The sequence below is a fragment of the Kitasatospora sp. NPDC022785 genome (genome assembly GCF_055561295.1).
The window spans coordinates 1-17622 of sequence record NZ_JBVHHB010000022.1 but is presented as its reverse complement, the minus strand read 5'-3'; the positions used below and the strand labels follow the sequence as shown (position 1 = coordinate 17622).

General features: G+C 74.8%; 18 protein-coding genes and 1 pseudogene. 12 read left to right on the top strand and 7 right to left on the bottom strand.

Features of this window, described 5'->3' with window-relative positions:
• Positions 1 to 7: 7 nt before the first annotated feature.
• Positions 8 to 1600, top strand: a complete 1593-nt coding sequence (locus ACZ3YO_RS28670) for a serine/threonine-protein kinase (protein WP_465574804.1) — start codon at positions 8 to 10, stop codon at positions 1598 to 1600.
• 176 nt (positions 1601 to 1776) lie between these two features.
• A complete protein-coding gene (locus tag ACZ3YO_RS28665) occupies positions 1777 to 2877 on the top strand; it encodes a calcium:cation antiporter (RefSeq protein WP_465574802.1) in 1101 nt (366 codons plus the stop codon).
• A gap of 134 nt (positions 2878 to 3011) precedes the next feature.
• Here the strand turns inward: ACZ3YO_RS28665 and ACZ3YO_RS28660 are convergent, their stop codons facing one another.
• Positions 3012 to 4070 (bottom strand): LPXTG cell wall anchor domain-containing protein, encoded by a 1059-nt coding sequence (locus ACZ3YO_RS28660; protein ID WP_465574799.1) that lies wholly within the window; start codon positions 4068 to 4070, stop codon positions 3012 to 3014.
• Between the two features lie 471 nt (positions 4071 to 4541).
• Here ACZ3YO_RS28660 and ACZ3YO_RS28655 point away from each other — a divergent pair, with 471 nt between their 5' ends.
• Positions 4542 to 5555 (top strand): ABC transporter substrate-binding protein, encoded by a 1014-nt coding sequence (locus ACZ3YO_RS28655; RefSeq protein ID WP_465574796.1) that lies wholly within the window; start codon positions 4542 to 4544, stop codon positions 5553 to 5555.
• A 170-nt stretch (positions 5556 to 5725) separates the two neighbouring features.
• The gene (locus ACZ3YO_RS28650; RefSeq protein WP_465574793.1) at positions 5726 to 7048 is read left to right on the top strand and encodes a geranylgeranyl reductase family protein; all 1323 of its coding nucleotides are present in this window, start codon (positions 5726 to 5728) and stop codon (positions 7046 to 7048) included.
• 15 nt (positions 7049 to 7063) lie between these two features.
• On the opposite strand, the gene ACZ3YO_RS28645 is transcribed toward ACZ3YO_RS28650, so the two are convergent.
• A complete protein-coding gene (locus tag ACZ3YO_RS28645) occupies positions 7064 to 7462 on the bottom strand; it encodes a hypothetical protein (protein WP_465574790.1) in 399 nt (132 codons plus the stop codon).
• A gap of 356 nt (positions 7463 to 7818) precedes the next feature.
• Between ACZ3YO_RS28645 and ACZ3YO_RS28640 the strand changes: the two genes are divergently transcribed.
• The 6 genes from ACZ3YO_RS28640 to ACZ3YO_RS28615 all read left to right on the top strand — a co-directional run bounded on the left by ACZ3YO_RS28640 (position 7819) and on the right by ACZ3YO_RS28615 (position 11726).
• Positions 7819 to 8490, top strand: coding sequence for a TNT domain-containing protein (locus tag ACZ3YO_RS28640; protein ID WP_465574787.1), 672 nt, complete (start codon positions 7819 to 7821; stop codon positions 8488 to 8490).
• A gap of 282 nt (positions 8491 to 8772) precedes the next feature.
• Positions 8773 to 9372, top strand: coding sequence for a GNAT family N-acetyltransferase (locus ACZ3YO_RS28635; RefSeq protein WP_465574784.1), 600 nt, complete (start codon positions 8773 to 8775; stop codon positions 9370 to 9372).
• A 279-nt stretch (positions 9373 to 9651) separates the two neighbouring features.
• Positions 9652 to 10134, top strand: a complete 483-nt coding sequence (locus ACZ3YO_RS28630; protein ID WP_465574781.1) for an HAD family hydrolase — start codon at positions 9652 to 9654, stop codon at positions 10132 to 10134.
• Between the two features lie 69 nt (positions 10135 to 10203).
• Complete coding sequence (locus ACZ3YO_RS28625) at positions 10204 to 10653, top strand: hypothetical protein (protein WP_465549553.1); 450 nt, start codon at positions 10204 to 10206, stop codon at positions 10651 to 10653.
• Positions 10654 to 10658: 5 nt separating this feature from the next.
• Positions 10659 to 11069: a hypothetical protein gene (locus ACZ3YO_RS28620; RefSeq protein WP_465574778.1), complete on the top strand. Its 411-nt coding sequence runs from the start codon at positions 10659 to 10661 to the stop codon at positions 11067 to 11069.
• Between the two features lie 6 nt (positions 11070 to 11075).
• A complete protein-coding gene (locus tag ACZ3YO_RS28615) occupies positions 11076 to 11726 on the top strand; it encodes a type 1 glutamine amidotransferase domain-containing protein (RefSeq protein ID WP_465574775.1) in 651 nt (216 codons plus the stop codon).
• Positions 11727 to 11758: 32 nt separating this feature from the next.
• Here the strand turns inward: ACZ3YO_RS28615 and ACZ3YO_RS28610 are convergent, their stop codons facing one another.
• The 4 genes and pseudogenes from ACZ3YO_RS28610 to ACZ3YO_RS28595 form a co-directional block, all read right to left on the bottom strand.
• Positions 11759 to 12610: an ATP-dependent DNA ligase gene (locus tag ACZ3YO_RS28610; RefSeq protein ID WP_465575177.1), complete on the bottom strand. Its 852-nt coding sequence runs from the start codon at positions 12608 to 12610 to the stop codon at positions 11759 to 11761.
• 96 nt (positions 12611 to 12706) lie between these two features.
• Positions 12707 to 13588: pseudogene (gene ligD, locus ACZ3YO_RS28605) on the bottom strand (non-homologous end-joining DNA ligase); the annotation flags it as partial.
• 292 nt (positions 13589 to 13880) lie between these two features.
• Complete coding sequence (locus ACZ3YO_RS28600; RefSeq protein WP_465549561.1) at positions 13881 to 14303, bottom strand: VOC family protein; 423 nt, start codon at positions 14301 to 14303, stop codon at positions 13881 to 13883.
• Positions 14304 to 14348: 45 nt separating this feature from the next.
• Complete coding sequence (locus ACZ3YO_RS28595) at positions 14349 to 15233, bottom strand: helix-turn-helix domain-containing protein (RefSeq protein ID WP_465574772.1); 885 nt, start codon at positions 15231 to 15233, stop codon at positions 14349 to 14351.
• A gap of 139 nt (positions 15234 to 15372) precedes the next feature.
• Between ACZ3YO_RS28595 and ACZ3YO_RS28590 the strand changes: the two genes are divergently transcribed.
• Together ACZ3YO_RS28590 and ACZ3YO_RS28585 are read left to right on the top strand one after the other, a co-directional pair.
• Positions 15373 to 15807: a CBS domain-containing protein gene (locus tag ACZ3YO_RS28590; RefSeq protein WP_396323446.1), complete on the top strand. Its 435-nt coding sequence runs from the start codon at positions 15373 to 15375 to the stop codon at positions 15805 to 15807.
• Positions 15808 to 16033: 226 nt separating this feature from the next.
• The gene (locus tag ACZ3YO_RS28585; RefSeq protein ID WP_465549565.1) at positions 16034 to 16618 is read left to right on the top strand and encodes a pyridoxamine 5'-phosphate oxidase family protein; all 585 of its coding nucleotides are present in this window, start codon (positions 16034 to 16036) and stop codon (positions 16616 to 16618) included.
• A gap of 19 nt (positions 16619 to 16637) precedes the next feature.
• Here ACZ3YO_RS28585 and ACZ3YO_RS28580 read toward each other — a convergent pair whose 3' ends face one another.
• Complete coding sequence (locus ACZ3YO_RS28580) at positions 16638 to 17267, bottom strand: DinB family protein (RefSeq protein WP_465574768.1); 630 nt, start codon at positions 17265 to 17267, stop codon at positions 16638 to 16640.
• Positions 17268 to 17622: the final 355 nt, after the last annotated feature.

Here is a 17622-nt window from a genome sequence, read left to right as displayed (position 1 = left end):
ACCCGCCGTGCGACCGCCCACGCAGCCCGCCGCACCACGGCCGGACGGGCCCGAGGAGCCGCCGCCCGCGGTGCCGCCCGGCTACCCCGTGGCCGGCTACCGCACCGGCGAACCGATCGGCGCCGGCGCCTGGGGCAGCGTCTACGCCGCCCACGGGGAGGGCGAACTCCCGGACGCCGCTGTCAAGTTCCTCAGCCCCGCCCGGCTCAGCCCCGGCCAGCGCCGCACCATGGCGCAGGTCGCCCGCAGCGAGATGCGTTTCAGCCGCCTCGCCGACCACCCGCACCTGATCCGCACCCTCGCCGTCGTCACCGTCGACGACCCCGCCCACCCGGGGCTCGACGGCGCGGTGGCCCTGGTGATGGAACGCGCCGCCCGCAGTCTCCAGGACGTCCTGGCCGCGGCCCGTCCGCACGAGCCCGTCCCCGGGGCCGAGCGGATCCTCGCGGAGGTCGGCGCCGGCCTCACCCACATGCACGGCGCCGGCTGGGTGCACGGCGACCTCAAGCCCGGCAACATCCTGCTGATGGCGGACGGCACCGCCAAACTCGCCGACTTCGGCCTCACCGCCGAACTGGAGGGCACCCACGCCTACGCCCCGCCGCTCGGCTCGCCCGACCACGTGCCGCCCGAGTGGTGGTCGGAGCGGACCGGCGCCCGGGGTGTCGCCCTGCGGCCCAGCGCCGACATCTGGGCCTTCGGCGTCCTCGCCCACCAGCTGCTCACCGGCGGGCTGCACCCCTTCCTCGGCGCCACCGCCCGAGCCCGCTCGCTGGCCGCGCTGGCGTACGCGCGCGGCGCGGCGCCGCTGCGGCTGGACGATGCGCTGCCCGCGCGCTGGCGGGCGGTGGTGACGGCCTGCCTCGCCGCGGACCGGGAGGCGCGGGGCCGGGCGGACCTCGCCTCCCTGCTCACGGCCGCAGCGGGCGGTCCCGGCGGGCCGTCGCACGCTGCCACCGGACCGGCCCGCCGGCGCAGGCTGCTCGCCGGGGCGGGCGGACTGGGCGGGACGGCGGTGGTGGCCGCCGCCCTGCTCGCCCTCACCGGCTCCCCGGAGCCCGCCACCACCACGGGGACCGCCCGCCCGGCGCCGGTCCCGGCCGTCTCGGCGGGCACGGCGGCTGCCGGTACGGTCCCGGCAGGCGCGATCCCGCCCGGTGCCGACGTGCCCGCCGCGCTGCGCGGCCCGATCGAGGACGCCGCCCGCCGCTGCCCCGAGCCGGAGATCACCCCGGCGCTGGTGGCCGCCATGCTCAAGGCGGAGAGCGGGTTCGACCCGAAGGCCGCCCACCCCGAGTCCGGCGAGTACGGCGTCGCCATGTGGACGCCCGCCGTCTTCAACGCCTGGGCGCAGGACGGCGACCACGACGGCGTGAAGGACTACATGGACCCGGCGGACGCGATCGCCTCGATGGGCAACTACGTCTGCTGGCTCGACCAGCAGTTCAAGCACCGGGGGCTGACGGGCAACCTGCCCGCCCTCGTCACGGCCGGGTACCGGACCAGCGACAAGACCGTCGCCGACACCGGCGGCGTACCCGAGCGGGTGAAGGCGCACGTCGCCAGGGTGCTCGGCTACCTCGCCGAGTACGGAGGCTGACCGGCGTGGCCGGCGCGCACCCGGCTGACCGGCGCGGTCGGCGCGCACCCGGCTGGCCGCCCCGGCCGGCGCGCCCCGGCCGGCGCGCACCCGGCTGACCGGCCCGGTCACATCGGCCGAGGGTCCCCGGCGGCGTTGCCCGGCCGCCTGGCTGCCGGGATGCGATGCTCGGCCGCATGATCACGAAGCTCCGCGCGGCCGCCACCCAGTGGACCGCCGTCGTCCCGGTGGTGGCCTTCGTCGTTCTGGTCCTGACCTGGCACCGGGACCTGCCCGGCTGGGTGGTGGCCGTGGTGGCCTGCTTCCTGGCGGGCGCGGTGCTCGCCGCGGTGCACCACGCCGAGGTGATCGCCCACCGGGTGGGGGAGCCGTTCGGCTCACTGGTGCTGGCGGTGGCGGTGACCGTCATCGAGGTGGCGCTGATCGTGACACTGATGGCCGACGGCGGCGACAAGGCCGCCACTCTGGCGCGGGACACCGTGTTCGCCGCGGTGATGATCACCTGCAACGGCATCCTGGGCCTGTCCATCCTGGTCGCCGCGCTCAGGTACCGCGTGGCGGTGTTCAACGCCGAGGGCACGGGCGCGGCGCTGGCCTGCATCGGGACGCTCGCCACGCTCAGCCTGGTGCTGCCGACGTTCACCACCAGCTCGCCGGGCCCGCAGTTCTCGTCCACCCAGCTGATCTTCGCGGCGACCGCCTCGATCGTGCTCTACGGCCTGTTCGTCGCCACCCTGACCTTCCGGCACCGGGACTACTTCCTGCCCGTCACGCCGGAGGGCAAGGTCCTCGACGAGGAGGACCACGCCGAGCCGCCGACCGTCCGGGCGGCCCTGACCAGCCTGGCGCTGCTCGGTGTCGCACTGGTCTCGGTGGTGGGCCTGGCCAAGGGCGTCTCGCCGACCATCGAGTCCGCCGTCTACTCGGCCGGGCTGCCGTCCTCGGTGGTCGGTGTGGTGATCGCGCTGATGGTGCTGCTGCCGGAGACCATCGCGGCGCTGCGCGCGGCCCTGCGCAACCGGGTGCAGACCAGCCTCAACCTGGCGCTCGGCTCGGCGCTGGCGAGCATCGGGCTGACCATTCCGGCGGTGGCCGTCGCCTCGGCCTGGCTCTCCGGCCCGCTGGTCCTCGGGCTCGGCCCCTCTCACCTGGTGCTGCTCGCGCTGACCATCGCGGTCGGCACGCTGACGGTCATCCCACGCCGGGCAACCCCGCTCCAGGGCGCGGTGCACCTGGCGGTGCTGGCGGCGTACGTGGTGCTGGCGGTCAACCCCTGACCGGAGCGCCCGGCAGCGGGGGCGGGCCGGCGACCCCGTCGGTCGCCGGCCCGCCCCCGCACTGTCCGGGCTCCGCCCCCCTCAGGCCCGGCTCAGGCCCGGCTCAGCGCCGGGCCGTGCCGGTCGCTGCGGGTTCAGGACGAGCGGCGGGTGCGGCGGGTGTAGACCACGGCGCCCGCACCGGCGAGCAGCAGCGCGGTACCGGCCCCGGCCACCAGGAGGCTGCCGTCGCTACCGGTGGAGGCGAGGCTCTTGCCGGCCGCGGCGGTGCCGGGGATCGGGGTCGGGACGCTGGCCTTCGCGGGCACGATGAGCGGCTTGTCCGGGTTGACCACGGTGCCGGCGGGCGGGGTCTGCACCGGGACGGTCGCGGTCGGGGCGGTCGACGGGCCGCCGGTGGGAGCCGGGGCCTCGGTGCCCGTCCCGGCGGTGGCCGAGGTGCTCGCGGAGGCCGACGGCGTCGCCGACGGGGTGACCGACGCGGTGGCCGACGGGGTGGCCGGGGTCGTCGTCGAGGGGCCGGCCGACGGGGTCGTGGTGGCGGTCGCGCTCGCACTCGGCGAGGCCGAGGTGCTGGGCGTGGCGGACGGCGACGGCTTGCCGGTGGAGCTGGGGGAGGTGGTCGCGGAGGGCGTCTGCGACGGCGTCGTGGTCGGCGTCGTGGTGGCGCTCGGCGAGGCGGAGGTGGTCTTGGTCGGGGTCGCGCTCGGCGAGGGCTTGCCGGTGGGAGCGGGCGTGCGGCCGCCGCAGTCGACCTTGAACACCTTGTGCTTGGGGTTGTTCAGCTCGGGCTCGGCCGGCAGCTTTCCGTCGACCAGCTCGACCGAGGCCCAGTACAGCTTGTAGTGGCCGTCCGGCAGATTGATGTCCTCGGTGCGGACGTGGCCCTTGCCGTCCACCGGCAGGTCGCCGAAGGCGACCGCGGTCTCGGTCTTGTCGTGCACGTCGGCGATCAGCCAGATGACGTCCTGGCCGGGGTCGAAGCCGAAGGAGTCCAGGTAGAAGGTGCAGACCTTGGGCTCGTTGCGATTGTCCTCCTGCCCCGTCGCGCTGTCGTGGATCTTGACGGTGCCGTTGTTGCCCTTGGGGGGCTTGCCTCCGGCGGCCGCGTGCGCGGTCGGCGCGAGCAGCAGCAGGGCGGCGGCGGTGGGGACGGCGACGAGGGATCTCGCCGTGGTGGAGCGGATGCGCATGCTGGTGTCCATCGTGGAGGGCGGGCAGGGGAGGCCCGCACGGCAGGTGGGGGGAGCCCTCGGGCAGCCGGGGCCCCGGCCGGTGACGGTGGGTGACGGCGCACGAGAGGCCCTAAGGTCCCGCAGTCGCCACGGTGGCGCAAGGCAGATTTGGCCGGATTGCCATGCCGCCGAGGTGATTGTCCGACTTAGTCCCATGCAACGATCAGATCACCCGAATGTGAGAGAGACGTGCGCCGCTCCGCATGGCAGTGTGCCCTTGGTCGCCCCGCCTCCTCCGCCCGCGGCAAGGGGTGCGAGGATGGCCCCGACCGCCCTCGACGGCGGACCTCCGCCGACCGGCCGCCCCCACACCCCGGGGCGGCCCCATCCGGGCACACGGCGAGGTGGTCCGCCCTGCGTACCCCGGCAGCCCTCAGGCGCGGCGTCTCCCCGAACGCACTCCCTCACCTGCGAAGAAGACGCATCGCGATGCACCGAACCCTCATCACCCCCGCCTCCGGACCCGCCTCCAGACCTGCCTCCGGACCCGCCTCCGGACCCGTCCCCCCGCACACCCCCGCACCCCCCTCCGGGCGCTCCTGCCGGCCCCTGCGCGCCGCCGCCGCGCTCGGCGCCGGAGGGCTGCTGCTCACCGGCTGCGGCAGCGGTGCCGCCCCGGCTCCCGGCAGCCAGGACGACCTGAAAGCCCGGCTCCCCAAAGCGGTCAAGGCCGCCGGGGTACTCAAGATCGGCTCCTATCTCAACTACCCGCCGGTGGACTTCAAGGACTCGTCGGGCGCGCCCGAGGGCCTCGACCCGGAGCTCGCCAAGGCGCTCGGCACCACGATCGGGGTGAAGGTCGAGTTCACCGACATGCCGTTCGAGAAGCTGATTCCGGCCGTCCAGTCCAAGCAGATCGACCTGGCGATGTCGGCCGTGATCGACACCAAGCAGCGCCAGCTCGGCGCGGCCGACGACGGGCACCAGGCCGACGCGGGCGTCGACTTCGTCGACTACTTCGGCTCCGGCACGTCGATGGTGGTCAAGTCCGGCAACCCGCTGAACCTCTCCTCGCTGGAGAGCCTCTGCGGTCGGGTCGTGGCCGTCCAGCGCGGCACCGTGCAGGACGAGCTGGCCACCCGGCAGACGGCGGCCTGCCTGCGAACCGGAAAGCAGCTGCAGATCCACCGTTTCGACACCGACGAGCAGGCGCTCGCCGAGGTCGCCTCCGGCGCCGCGGCCGCCGATCTGAACGACTACCCGGTGGCCCAGTACAACACCACCCAGCCGGGCCGCGCCGGAACGTTCCAGCTGGCCAGTACCAACTTCCTGCAGGCCGGCCCGTACGGCATCACCGTCGCCAAGGACAACACCGCCCTGCGCGACATCATCGCCAAGGCGCTCGACGAGGTGATCCACAGCGGCGAGTACGACAGGATTCTCGCCAAGTGGAACCTGCACCGCGGCTCGGTCTCCAGCGCGGTCGTCAACGGAGGCCTCTGACCCCCTCGGGCGTTCCGTGCACCCCGCACGGGTGCCGACCGCCGCCCCGATGGCCGGTATCGACCGGTCATCGGGGCGGGGTCCGCGTGTCGGGGCGCGGCGCGGCGGCTGCGGTCCCTATCGTCGGTGACCGCGAGTCCGCAGCCGATCCGACCCGTGGGAGTTGCCTGATGCCCGGCCCAGAGCAGCAGTTGTCCACCGACGTCGAGCCCGGACGCGGGCCGGACCACGCCGATGTGATCGTGGTGGGCGCGGGACCGGCCGGTTCCACCGCCGCCTACCACCTCGCCCGCACCGGGCTCGACGTGCTGCTTCTGGAGAAGTCGGCCTTCCCCCGGGAGAAGGTCTGCGGCGACGGCCTGACGCCGCGTGCGGTCAAGCAGCTGGTCGATCTGGGCATCGACGTCTCCGAGGAGGCCGGCTGGCTGCACAACCGGGGGCTGCGCCTGGTCGCCGGAGAGCGCCGGCTGGAGCTGGACTGGCCGCAGCTTTCGGCCTTTCCGTCGTTCGGACTGGTCCGGCGGCGGGCCGACTTCGACGAACTGCTCGCCCGCCGGGCCGCCTCCGCCGGCGCCCGGCTGGTCGAACGGGCCAACGTGGCGGGCCCGTTGGTCGACGAGCGGACCGGCCGGATCACCGGGGTGACCGCCCGCCTCGGTGAGGAGCGGACGCCGGTCAGCTACCACGCGCCGCTCGTGGTCGCCGCCGACGGCAACTCCACCCGGCTGTCCCTCGCCATGAAGCGCTACCGCCGCACCGACCGGGCGATGGGCGTCGCGTACCGGACGTACTTCACCACCCCGCGCCACGAGGACCGCTACCTGGAGGCCTGGCTCGACCTGCGCGACCCGAAGGACCCGGCCCGGCGCCTGCTGCCCGGCTACGCCTGGGTCTTCGGCATGGGGGACGGCACCGCCAACGTCGGCCTCGGCGTCCTGGACACCGCCGCCGTGGCCCGCGAGGTGGACTGGCGGGACCTGCTCCGCCGCTGGTGCGCCGACCTTCCGCCCGAGTACGGCTTCACCCCCGAGGGCGTCACCGAGCCCGTCCGCGGCTCCGCCCTTCCGATGGGCCTCAACCGCCAACCCCACTACGCCGACGGCCTGTTGCTGATCGGCGACGCGGGCGGCACGGTCAGCCCGGCGACCGGCGAGGGCATCGCCTACGCGATGGAGTCCGGCCGGTACGCCGCCGAGACGATCGTCCAGGCCCTGGCCAGGCGCACCGACCGCGGCCGTGAACTCGCCCTGCGCGCCTACCCCCAGGCGCTGCGCGCCGCCTACGACGGTTACTTCGCGCTCGGCCGGCTGGCCGCCGACGTGCTGGGCCGCCCCCGGCTGCTCGGCGCGGCCGGAGCGCTCGGCCTCGGCCACCCGGCACTGCTCAAGGTGGCCTTCCGGCTGATGGTCAACCTGACCGAGCCGAACTCCCGTGACGCGCTGGACCGGCTGCTGCACGTCCTCGGCAAGCTGGCCCCCAGCAGCCGGTCCTGACGTGGCGCCAGATCGCTACGCGTTGAACCACCGCCTGCCCTCGTGTGACATGAAGGCCGTGACGATCAGCAGGGCGACGGCGAGGCCGGCCAGGGCGACGATGGTGCCGGAGAAGAGCTGGAGAACGCCGGAGATGATCGAGAGCCACTCGATCACCAGCACGGTGATCCTGGTCCAGCCCGCCCGGCGCGGGGCCAGGGCGGCGCAGAAGCCGAGCACGACGGCGATCATGATCGACAGGACGGCGACGAACCGGACCAGCCCGACGCCCTCCCCGTCCTCGCCGCTCATCAGCGCGAAGAGGAGGAGCCCGGCGAGGCCGTTGAGGACGGCATGAACCCAGACCCCCGCGACCGCCCACCTGATCGAGCTCGGCATCCGCTCGGAATTCCACTGGTGCATCTGGTTCGCCATCACTGACCACCCCCGGGTTCGGTACGGCCGTGACCCGGCGGCCCGGCCGTATCCGAGATGGTCCGGTCGGCCTGACGGGGTGTCAACGTGGCGCGTGGCACCCGGAACAGCTTCGTTACGGTCGGGCCGGAGGCTCGTGATGGCGGGCGCGTGCCCCGGAGGGTTCGCGGCCCTCCACCCTGTGCGCCTCCGGGATCCGGCATGGGCGGGTCGGCCGAAACGGGAGAAAGCAGTGGTTCTCCGGGCCCGTCCTGTTGACGGGGGGTCAGGTGATCCGCTTGCCTGGGTGCCGACCTGGACACGGAGGGTGACGGATCATCCCCCGGTCGCCATGACGCTGACACGACGGAGACATCGTGCGCCTTCGCCTTCGCCTGTTCCTCGCACCGCTCGCCGCGGTCGTCGCCCTGCTCGCCCCGGCCCTCCCTGCCGCCGCCGACGCGGCCACCGCCGGGGCCGCCACCACGACCCCCTCCGACGAGTGCTCGGCCGCCGACTACCACGGCGACGCCCGCCTCGGCCCCGAGGACCTGCCGACCACCGGCCCGGTCGGCCGCGAGCTGATCGGCTACAAGCGCACCGGCAACCTCTCCGAGGACAAGTTCCTCGCCACCTACTACAGCCCCACCGCCAACAACGGCAGCCCGGGCTGGATCTACCCGCCGGCCAACGGCTACGTCACGCTGCCGGACGGCACCCCGATCGAGTTCGAGATCACCCTCTACCCGAACCAGAACATCGACCGCTTCGGCAGCGAGTACGGCTCCTTCCTCGCCCCCGAGGGCCTGCCCTACGCCAGCCGCTCGATCCCGCCGCAGAGCCTCGACAGCAACCCGGCGGCCGGCTGCAACTACCACGACTACAAGGTGCTGAAGCCGTTCAAGGTGCACGCCGGCCCGATCGCGCCCTGGTTCGGCCAGCCCGGCTACGGCTTCCAGTACCAGCTCGACGCCGCCCTGGTGCCGAACGGCCCGGCCCGGCTGAACGTGCTCTGGCTGGTCGACAACGGGTACCTCGCGCGGATCTGACGCCCGTTCGTACGGGTGGGTGCGGCCGGTGGCCGGGGGTGCACGCCCCCGGCCACCGGCCTGTTCAGGGGGGAACGCACGGGAAGGCGCGGGCACGCACGGGAGCGCGCTGGGAAAACGCACGGGAGCGCGCCGGCGCCCGCCGCGGTGGCCTCCCGGCAGGCCTGCCGCGGCCCTGCCGAAGGCCCGTCGCCGCGCCTTCCAGGCGGGCCCACCGCCGCCGCGCTCCGGGCTCGGGTAATTCGCTGGCGCACCCGCCGGTAACCGGGATAGGAAAAGCGGATGAGTACCGCTGACTCCACCCCCGACCAGCGCTCCTTCGTCCCCGTCACGCTCGACCTGGGGGACTTGGTCCTGCGCCCCTGGGGGCGGAAGACCCTCGTCCGCGGCGGCGCCGTGCCCGGCCTGGTCGCCGCAGCGGCCGACCCGGCCATCGCCCTGTGGAACCCGATCCGCACCACCGACGAGGCCGCCGCCGAGGCGTACCTCGACCGCTGCGACGCGGGCTGGGAGAGCGGCAACACCGCCGCCTTCGCCGTCCTCGACGCCGCCGACGACGCACTGCTGGGCAACGTCGCACTGCGCTGGGTCGACCGGGCCGACGGCCTCGCGATGATCGGCTACTGGCTGCGGCCCGGCGCCCGCGGCCGCGGCGCCGCCACCCGGGCGACCAGGGCCGTCACCAGCTGGGGCATCGCCACGGCCGGCGCCCGCCGGATCGAGATCGCCCACGCGGTGGGCAACGACGCCTCCTGCCGGGTCGCCGATCGCTGCGGCTACCCCGCCGAGGGCACCCTGCGAGCCTCGCACCGGTTCGGCGACGGCAAGTACCACGACGAGCACCTGCACGCCCGGCTCGCCACCGACCCCGAGCCCTCGTAGCCGGCCGGCCGTGGGCAGGCGGGACTCCCGGAGCGGTTCGGCGAGGACGCGGTGCCCACGCTGCGAGCCGTCGGGGGCCGGCGCGGCGCATCCACCACGGGCCCTGACACAGCCTGCCCCCTCCGTGCGGGGCCGGGGCGGAGGCGGGGGCCCGCGTGCCCGGGGCGCCGGCCCCGCCGACTTCCCCGGAGGGGCGCTGTGGCCGGGCGCGGGACGGGGGTGGGGGCCTAGTCTGGAAGGGCGCGCCCGTGCGTGGCACGGCAACGGGAACGGTGGGCCATGACGGTCATCTCGGCGGCACTCTTCGGTACCGACTGGCGTGGGGCGCTGCCCCGCAGCGCGACCGGTCCCGCCCCCGCGCCGGGTGAGGCCGAGCTGCTGCGGGAGTGCGCCGCGCGGGGCTGGACGGTGGTGCTGACCGGGCCCGGTCCGGCCGGGGCGCCGGTGCTCGCCGTGACCGCCCCGGGCGGCGACCCCGTCCGTGCCGCCCTCGACCTGGTGGACGGTGCCGCATCACACGCCGTGTTCGTCGCCGGGAGCGTCGCCGAGGTACGGGCGGCCCGCAGTGCCGCCGTGCCGTGCGTCGCACTGGAGACCGGCGGCGCGAACGGTCCTGAACTGCGGGCGGCCGGCGCGGCCGAGGTGCACCGCGACACCGCCGCCCTTCTGAACGTGCTCGACGACAGCCTGCTGGCCCGACCCAGGGCCTTCGGCGGCTGCCGTCCGACGGCCCGGGCCGTACCGGCCGGCCGGAGCGGTTAGGGCACACCCGAACCGGGCAACCGCCCGGATGTGAGAACGACGTCACCGGACGGGTCGGAGGTGACCGAGATGGACGGACCCGCGTTGAGCGGCCGGGAACGGCGGCTCCTGGACGAGATCGAGTCCGATCTGCGCCAGGACACGCGCCTGGATCGACGGTTGAGCACGATGGGGGCCAAACAGCCGAGCCGGGTCCGGGTCGTGCTGCGCCGCGTGGCGCGCAAGCTCCCGCCGGGGGTGCTGATGACCGCGCTGGTGATGAGCGCGATCTGCCTCAGCATCGGCGTGCGCACCCCGACCGCGCCGGTCCTGACCGCCGTCGCGCTGGTCTGGGCGGCGAGCGTGGGTATCGCGGCCGCCGTGGCGGTCCTGCTGCGCCGACGCCGTCCGGGCCGCCTGCTGGACGCCGAGGGCACGGACCTCCTCGGCGGCGGGGGCCGTGACCGGGGCGAACGCGGTGACCGCCCCGAACGCGGTGAACACGGGGAACGACGCCCGTGGGACCAACCGGAGGCGTGAGTGCCATGACGACCGACCTGTGGGAGTACCGGCCGGGCTCCCACCATGCCGCCGACCTGAACCTGGTCGGCTACGAGGTGGAGGCGACGGACGGCCCGCTCGGCCGGGTCGAGCAGGACGCCGGCGACCACCTGCTGGTCGACGCCGGGCCGTGGGTGCAGGGCACCCGGCTGCTGGTCCCGGTGGGGCTGGTGGCCCGGATCGACCACCTGGAGCTGGTGGTCCACCTGGACTGTCCGCGCGCCCGTGTCCGCTCCGCGCCGCCGCCCGCCGCCGTCGAGCTGACCCCGGGCGACCTGGGCACGCACGGCCGCACGGCGCTCGACCAGCACTTCGCCCAGACCGGGCACCTGGCATGGAACGGGCACGACGCAGGGAACGGGCACCTGGCGGGGAACGGGCGCCCGGCGGGGTGAGCGCCGATGCCACTGGTGACCCTGACCGGCCGCACCGTCGCCTTCCTGGTCGCGCCGAAGGGCGTCGAGCAGGTCGAACTGACCTCGCCCTGGCAGGCGGTGGCCGAGGCGGGCGGCACGCCGCGGCTGCTCTCCACCCGGCCCGGGCGGGTGCAGGCCTTCAAGTACCTGGACCGCGCCGACACCTTTCCGGTGGACGACCTCGTGGGTGAGGCGGACCCCGACCGGTACGACGCCCTCGTCCTGCCGGGCGGCGTCGCCAACCCCGACCACCTCCGGACGGACCGGGCCGCGGTGGCCTTCGTCCGCGCCTTCTGCACCTCCGGCCGCCCGGTCGCCGTGATCTGCCACGGGCCGTGGACGCTGGTGGAGGCGGACGCGGTGCGCGGACGGACGCTGACCTCCTGGCCGAGCATCCGCACCGACCTGGTCAACGCGGGCGCCCACTGGGTGGACGAGGAGGTGCACATCTGCCGGGACGGCCCCGGCGTCCTGATCTCCAGCCGCAAGCCGGCCGACCTCCCGGCCTTCAACGACGCCCTGGTCACGGAGTCCGCGCACGCGCCGCGCGCGAAGTCCCGCCCGCCGTGGCCCACGGCGCACGAGCCCGCACCGTCGCGCCACGTTTCCGGGTCCCCCGGTCCAGAGGAGCCCTGAGCAGCGTCAGGACGCTCGCGAGGGGGCCCGGTTCAGTCCCCGCGCAGGCGGACGAAGGCCGCCGTCGGCGGCCGGCCGGTGACCGTCACCTCGGCCCGTAGCAGCGCGGTGAGCGGCCGCAGCGTCCCGTGGTCCGGATCGCGGACGGGTGCGCCCAGCCGCCCCTGCGCCGCCTCGGCGACCTGCCGGGCCTGTGCCGGCGTCAGCTGCGGGGAGGACAGCAGCACCCGGCCGTCGGCCAGCTCCAGGACCAGCGCCCGTGGCCGGGCGGCCGTCCCGACGACGGCGCGGACGGTCGCGTCGAGGGTGTCGCTGCGCCGGTACTTGACCCAGACCTGGCCGGCGCCGCGCGGCCGGTACGAGGAGCCGGCGGCCTTGCAGACCAGCCCCTCCACCCCCGTGTCGGCCAGCTGTTCCATCCACGCCAGCGCCTCGGCCCGGTCGGTCGTGGCCATCACCGGCTGGACCGGCGGCGGCACGTCGGCGAGGGCGGCGAGCAGCAGCCGGCGCCGGTCGGTGAGCGGCAGCCTCCGGACGTCCCGCCCGGGCAGCGCCAGCACGTCGAAGGCGATCAGCCCGAGCGCCGTGTCATCGGCCGCCCGGGCCTGCCGGGTACGCAGCAGCTCCTCGAACGCGAACCGTCCGCCGCGCCAGGCGACCAGCTCCGCGTCCAGCACCAGCCCGGCCGGCAGCCGCGCGACGGCGGCGGCGATCGGCGGGAACTCGGCGGTGAGGTCCCGCCCGGACCGTGACTGGAGATACGGGGGCCGCTCCCCGCGCGCGAACGCCACGCAGCGGAAACCGTCCAGCTTGAGCTCGTACAGCACACCCGAGCCGCCCAACCCGTCCGGTGGCGGGACGGCGGCGACGGCGGCCGGGCGCATCACCTCGACGGGCGGGTCCAGCACCAGGGGCGAGCGAGCGGCCGCGGGGGCCGGGCCAGCGGGGGCCGGGGCAGCGGCGGGAGACGGCGCCGGCGCCGCCGGGAGAGGGCGGGCCCGGTCCGCGTCCAGCAGCGGGGCGAACAGGTCACCGGACTCCGCCAGCCGCCCCGGGACTTCGGCGATCGTGAAGACCAGCTCCTCCGCCGAACGGGCCCGCTCCAGCTCCGCCCACGACAGCGGCGTGGACACCGTCGGCCGGGCACGCGCCCGCACGGTGTAGGGGGCGGCGGTGGTCTTCTTGGCGGAGTTCTGCGACCAGTCCACCAGCACCCGCCCGGTGCGCCGCGCCTTCGCCATGGTGTGCACGACCAGGTCCGGGTGCGCCACCTCCAGCGAGGCCGCGAGTGCCTTGGCGTAGGCGGAGACCCGGGTGCTCGGCGTCGGCTCCAGCGGCACCAGCAGGTGCAGGCCCTTGGAACCGGAGGTCTTCACCCAGCAGTCGAGCCCGTCCGCCGCCAGCCGCTCGCGGAGCAGGACCGCCACCGTCCGGCAGGTCAGCACGGACGCGCCCTCGCCCGGGTCCAGGTCCAGGACCAGCCGGTCCGCCAGCGCGGGGGCGGCGGCGTGCCACTGCGGCACGTGCAGCTCCAGGCAGCCCAGGTTGGCCGCCCAGAGCAGCGCCGCGCCGTCGTCCAGCACCACCTGCCGGAGGTCCCCGCTGCTGCTCGGCACCTCCACGGTGCGCACCCAGGAGGGCGTTCCGGCGGGCGGGTTCTTGGCGATGAAGACCTCGCCGTCCACCCCGTCCGGGCAGCGCAGGAAGGAGACCGGACGGTCGCGCAGGTGCGGCAGCAGCGCGGTGTGCACGGCCGCGTAGTAGCGCAGCACCTCGCCCTTGAGCGTGCCCGTGTCCGGGTAGTACACCTTCTCCAGGTGCGAGAGCGCGAGCGTGCGCCCGTCCACCACCATCTGCGGCATGGCCGCCTCCGAGCTGCGTCGGGCCGCCGCGCCTGTTCGCCGGGCCCGCGCAGCCAGTCTGCCCGCCTGCCCCGCAGTCCGCCCTCCCGGTCGTCCTCGGCCGTCCCCCGGCAGGGCGGTGACGGCCCGAGCAGCGCCGGGCGGCTCGGGGCGGGGCTTGGCGGCTCCTCGCCGGGGCAAGGTAGGCCTGCGCCCGTCCGGGGGGCCGGGGCCGGCCGGCCGACACCCCCGTGGCCGGGCGACTCCCGCGGCGCCGGGCGCGTGCCGGCCCGCGTGCGCCGGGGCACGGGGCTCAGCCGGCCGAGGGGCGCGGGGCGCCCGGGTAGGTGCCGAAGTACCAGCGGTTGCCCTCCGGGTCGGCGGCCGCGAAGTCCCGCGAGCCGTAGTCCGTCTCGTACGGCTCCGTCGTGATCCGCGCCCCGGCGGCGACGGCGCGCGCGTGCACCGCGTCCGGGTCCGCCGTGACCACGTACGCCGTGAAGCCGCCCGGCCGGCCCGGCCAGGGTTCGGCGCCTTCGGGGTCGGGGCGGTCCGAGCCGAGCATCACGCCGCCGCCCTCCGGCCAGGCCAGTTCGGCGTGCGCGACGAGGTCGCCCTCGCCGTACACGACCACCTCCTGGAAGCCGAAGGCGTCCACCAGGAAGCGGATCAGGGCCCGGGCGTCACGGGCACGCAGGCTGGGCCAGACCTGCGGGGCGGGAGTCTTGGTGTCCATGGCGGCAGTCCTCCTCGGAGCGGCTGTGGCGAACCGGAGCGGTTGTCACGGCTCCCACTCTGGCGCCGCCGCATCCGCCCCGCCTTGGACGTTTCGGAACTTCGCCGCGTCCGGGCCCTCCTCCGCCAGCCACACGCTCGGCGCACAGCCGGCCAGCGCACGGAACTCGCGGGCCAGATGGGCCTGGTCGAAGTAGCCGCAGCGCGCGGCCAGCTCCGCCAGCCGGGGCACCGGCCCGGGCGCGCCGAGCAGCCGCCGGGCGCGGTCGAACCGGATCACCCGGGCGGCGGCCTTCGGGGTCAGCCCGGTCTCGCGGCGGAACCTGTCCTGAAGGTGCCGACTGCTCCACCCGGTCTCCCGGGCCAGCGCCGAGACCGGTAGGGCCCCGCCGCTGCGCCGCAGTGCCTGCCAGGCCCAGGCGACCTCGGGCGGGACGTTCCCGGTGGGGCGCGCGGCCCGCAGCAGTGCGCCGTCGAGGGCGGCGAACCGTTCCGGCCAGCCGCCGGCCTGCTGGAGCGCCTCCTGGAGCAGTGCGCTCGCCCGTCCGAGCACCGCGTCGGCCGGGAGGTCCACCCCGGCCAGCTCGCCGGCCGGCAGGCCGAAAAGCGCTCGGGCGGCCAGCGGGTGCACGGCGATCTGGACGCCGGACTGCCGGCCGTCGTGGGTGATCAGCGCCGGGGAGGTGTGCAGGCCGCCCAGCAGCGTCGCGTAGCTGTCGGCCGGCTGGGCCGGATCCGGGTGCCCGGCGACGGTGAGCGGCTCGTCCAGGGTGAGGATGAAGGTCAGGTACGGCGAGGGCAGCCCGCGGTGCACGGCGGGTGCGATGCCGCGCTGGCGATAGCCGGAGTACCAGGCGACGTACGGCCGCAGAGCCGTGGCGGGCCGGCTCCGGACGGCTTCGTCGACCGTGTCGGCGAGTTCCTGCGTCACCTCCCCAGTATCGGCCGCCCGGGACGGCGCCGGCCCGGCCGTCCCGTCTGCTCGCGGGCTCGCGAGCGGTGAAGGTGTTGCTTATGGTGATCGCACCGGAACACCCGGTATTCGGGGGCGGACCTGACAAGGAGTCCCAGTGACCACTGCCCGAGACATCATGCACACCGGCGCCCAGTGCATCCGTGCCGACCAGACTCTGGCCGAAGCCGCCATGATGATGCGCGACATGAACGTCGGCGCTCTTCCGATCTGCGGTGACGACCAGAAGCTGAAGGGCATCATCACCGACCGTGACATCGTCGTGCGATGTATTGCCGAGGGCAAGGACCCGGCCGGCATGATGGCCATGGAGCTGGCCGGCCATCTGCACTGCGTCCGTGCGGAGGACGGCATGGACATGGTGCTGAAGAAGATGGAGCAGCACCAGATCCGCCGTATCCCGGTCATCGACGGCGAACGGCTGGTCGGCATGATCAGCGAGGCCGACCTGGCCATGGGCCACCGCAACGGCCAGCGCCTGACGGACCAGCAGATCATCGAGTTCATGGACAGCGTGTACATGATGCGGTGACCGGCAGGGCTCGGTGAGAGTGCCCTCGCGCGCCGATGCGTGCGAGGGCACTCGCCGTTTCCTGCGCCGATCCGGCGCTGCCTGGGTCCCGACCCGGGCGCCCGGGGGTGCCCAACCTGCGTCCTGACCCCGCCCCGACCCGCGTCCCGGTGGTGCCTGCTCCGCCTCGCGTCTCGGCATACGAGAGCCGTGTTCTTACTATCCGGGATGGGGCAGAATCGCCGTCATGGGGAAGACATACGAGAAGATCGACGGCCGCCTGCGGGAGTTCATCGAGCGCCAGCCCGTCTACTTCGTCGCGACCGCGCCACTCGCCGCCGACGGCCATGTCAACGTCTCGCCCAAGGGGAGGTCGGGCACGCTCGCGGTGATCGATGAACTCACCGTCGCCTACCTGGACTTCGGCGGTTCGACGGCGGAGACCATTGCCCATCTCCGGGAGAACGGGCGGATCACGCTGATGTGGTGCTCCTTTGACGGTCCGCCGACCGTCGTGCGCGTCCACGGGCAGGGCGAGGCGGTGTTCCGGGACGACACCAGGTTCGCCGGACTGCTGGGGCACTTCGACCCGGGGGCGGACGGCTCGGCGCTGCGGGCGATCGTCCTGGTGAAGGCCGACCGGGTGAGCGACTCCTGCGGATTCGCGGTGCCGTTGATGGAGTACCGCTCGGACCGGGACCTGCACGTGCAGTACTTCGACCGCAAGTCGGAGGAGGAGTTCAACACCTACTGCGAGGGCAAGCAGTACGTCGGTACCAGCATCGACGGCCTGCCCGCCCTTCCGCTGCCGCTCCCGCCCCGTCCGGCATAGCCCGTCGGGCCCGCCGGCGTCAGACCGCGGGCCGGGTCCGCTCGCGGTAGAGGTCGCGCAGGAGGGCGATCTCGGCGCCGTGATGGAGCAGTTCCTGGTTGACCCACCACACCGTCTCGCGGAACGGGTCCTCCGGGTCGCTGCCGTAGGGGTAGGCGCTGTGGCCGATGGTGTCGAGCGCCTTGTCGTCGGCGTCGACCAGGACCGACCGCCACGCGTCGGCCGCCGCGGCGAAGGCCGCGAGCGCGGTCGCCGCGTCGCCGGCCACCGGGTGGTCCTCGCGGGTCAGCGCGCGGCTGCCACCGGTGTGGTCGGCCCGGAGGGCGAGCATCTCGGTGAGGTGGCTGAGCCGCCAGGCCAGGGTGGTGAAGGGCGGCGGCACCGGGTGCGGGGCGGGGGCGGTGTCGCGGCCCCACGGGCCCTTGCCGACGAGCAGGGTCGCGCGTGCCCCGGGACCGTCGGCGTGGCGCCGGACCGACCAGCAGCCGGCGACCGGCTCCCACAGGTACTCGTCGTCCGTCATCGCACCGACCGGGACGTCCGTGCCGTTGCCGCTGTTCACGACCGGTCCGGCCAGGCGGTCGGCGAGGCGCCCGCGGGCGAAGTCGTACTGCTGGAGTAGGGGGACCATGCGTGGCGGCATCGTCATCGGGCGCTCCCACGGTAGACGCTGATCGGCTCCGGGCCGGGGCCGGCGATTCCGGGACCCGCCCGCACCCTGCCACAGCAACTGCCGCACCGCGACGGGTTATTTGCCCGGTGCCGGTGTCCGTGCGGCCCGGTAGGTGCTTGGAACGCCGCGACGCCGCTGTCCCGGACCGTGGGTGTTCGGTCGGGTGCAGCGGCGTTGTCGTGGGGCTGACGTCGGGTGGACGTCGGGGTGGCGGGCTGGCTGGTGGGGTGCCGGCCGGGGTGCCGCCTGGTTGGTGCCGGTGGGGTGTTACTTGGTGAGGCCGGCCTTGACGGAGCAGACGGGCCAGGCGCCGGGGCCCTGGGCGGCGAGG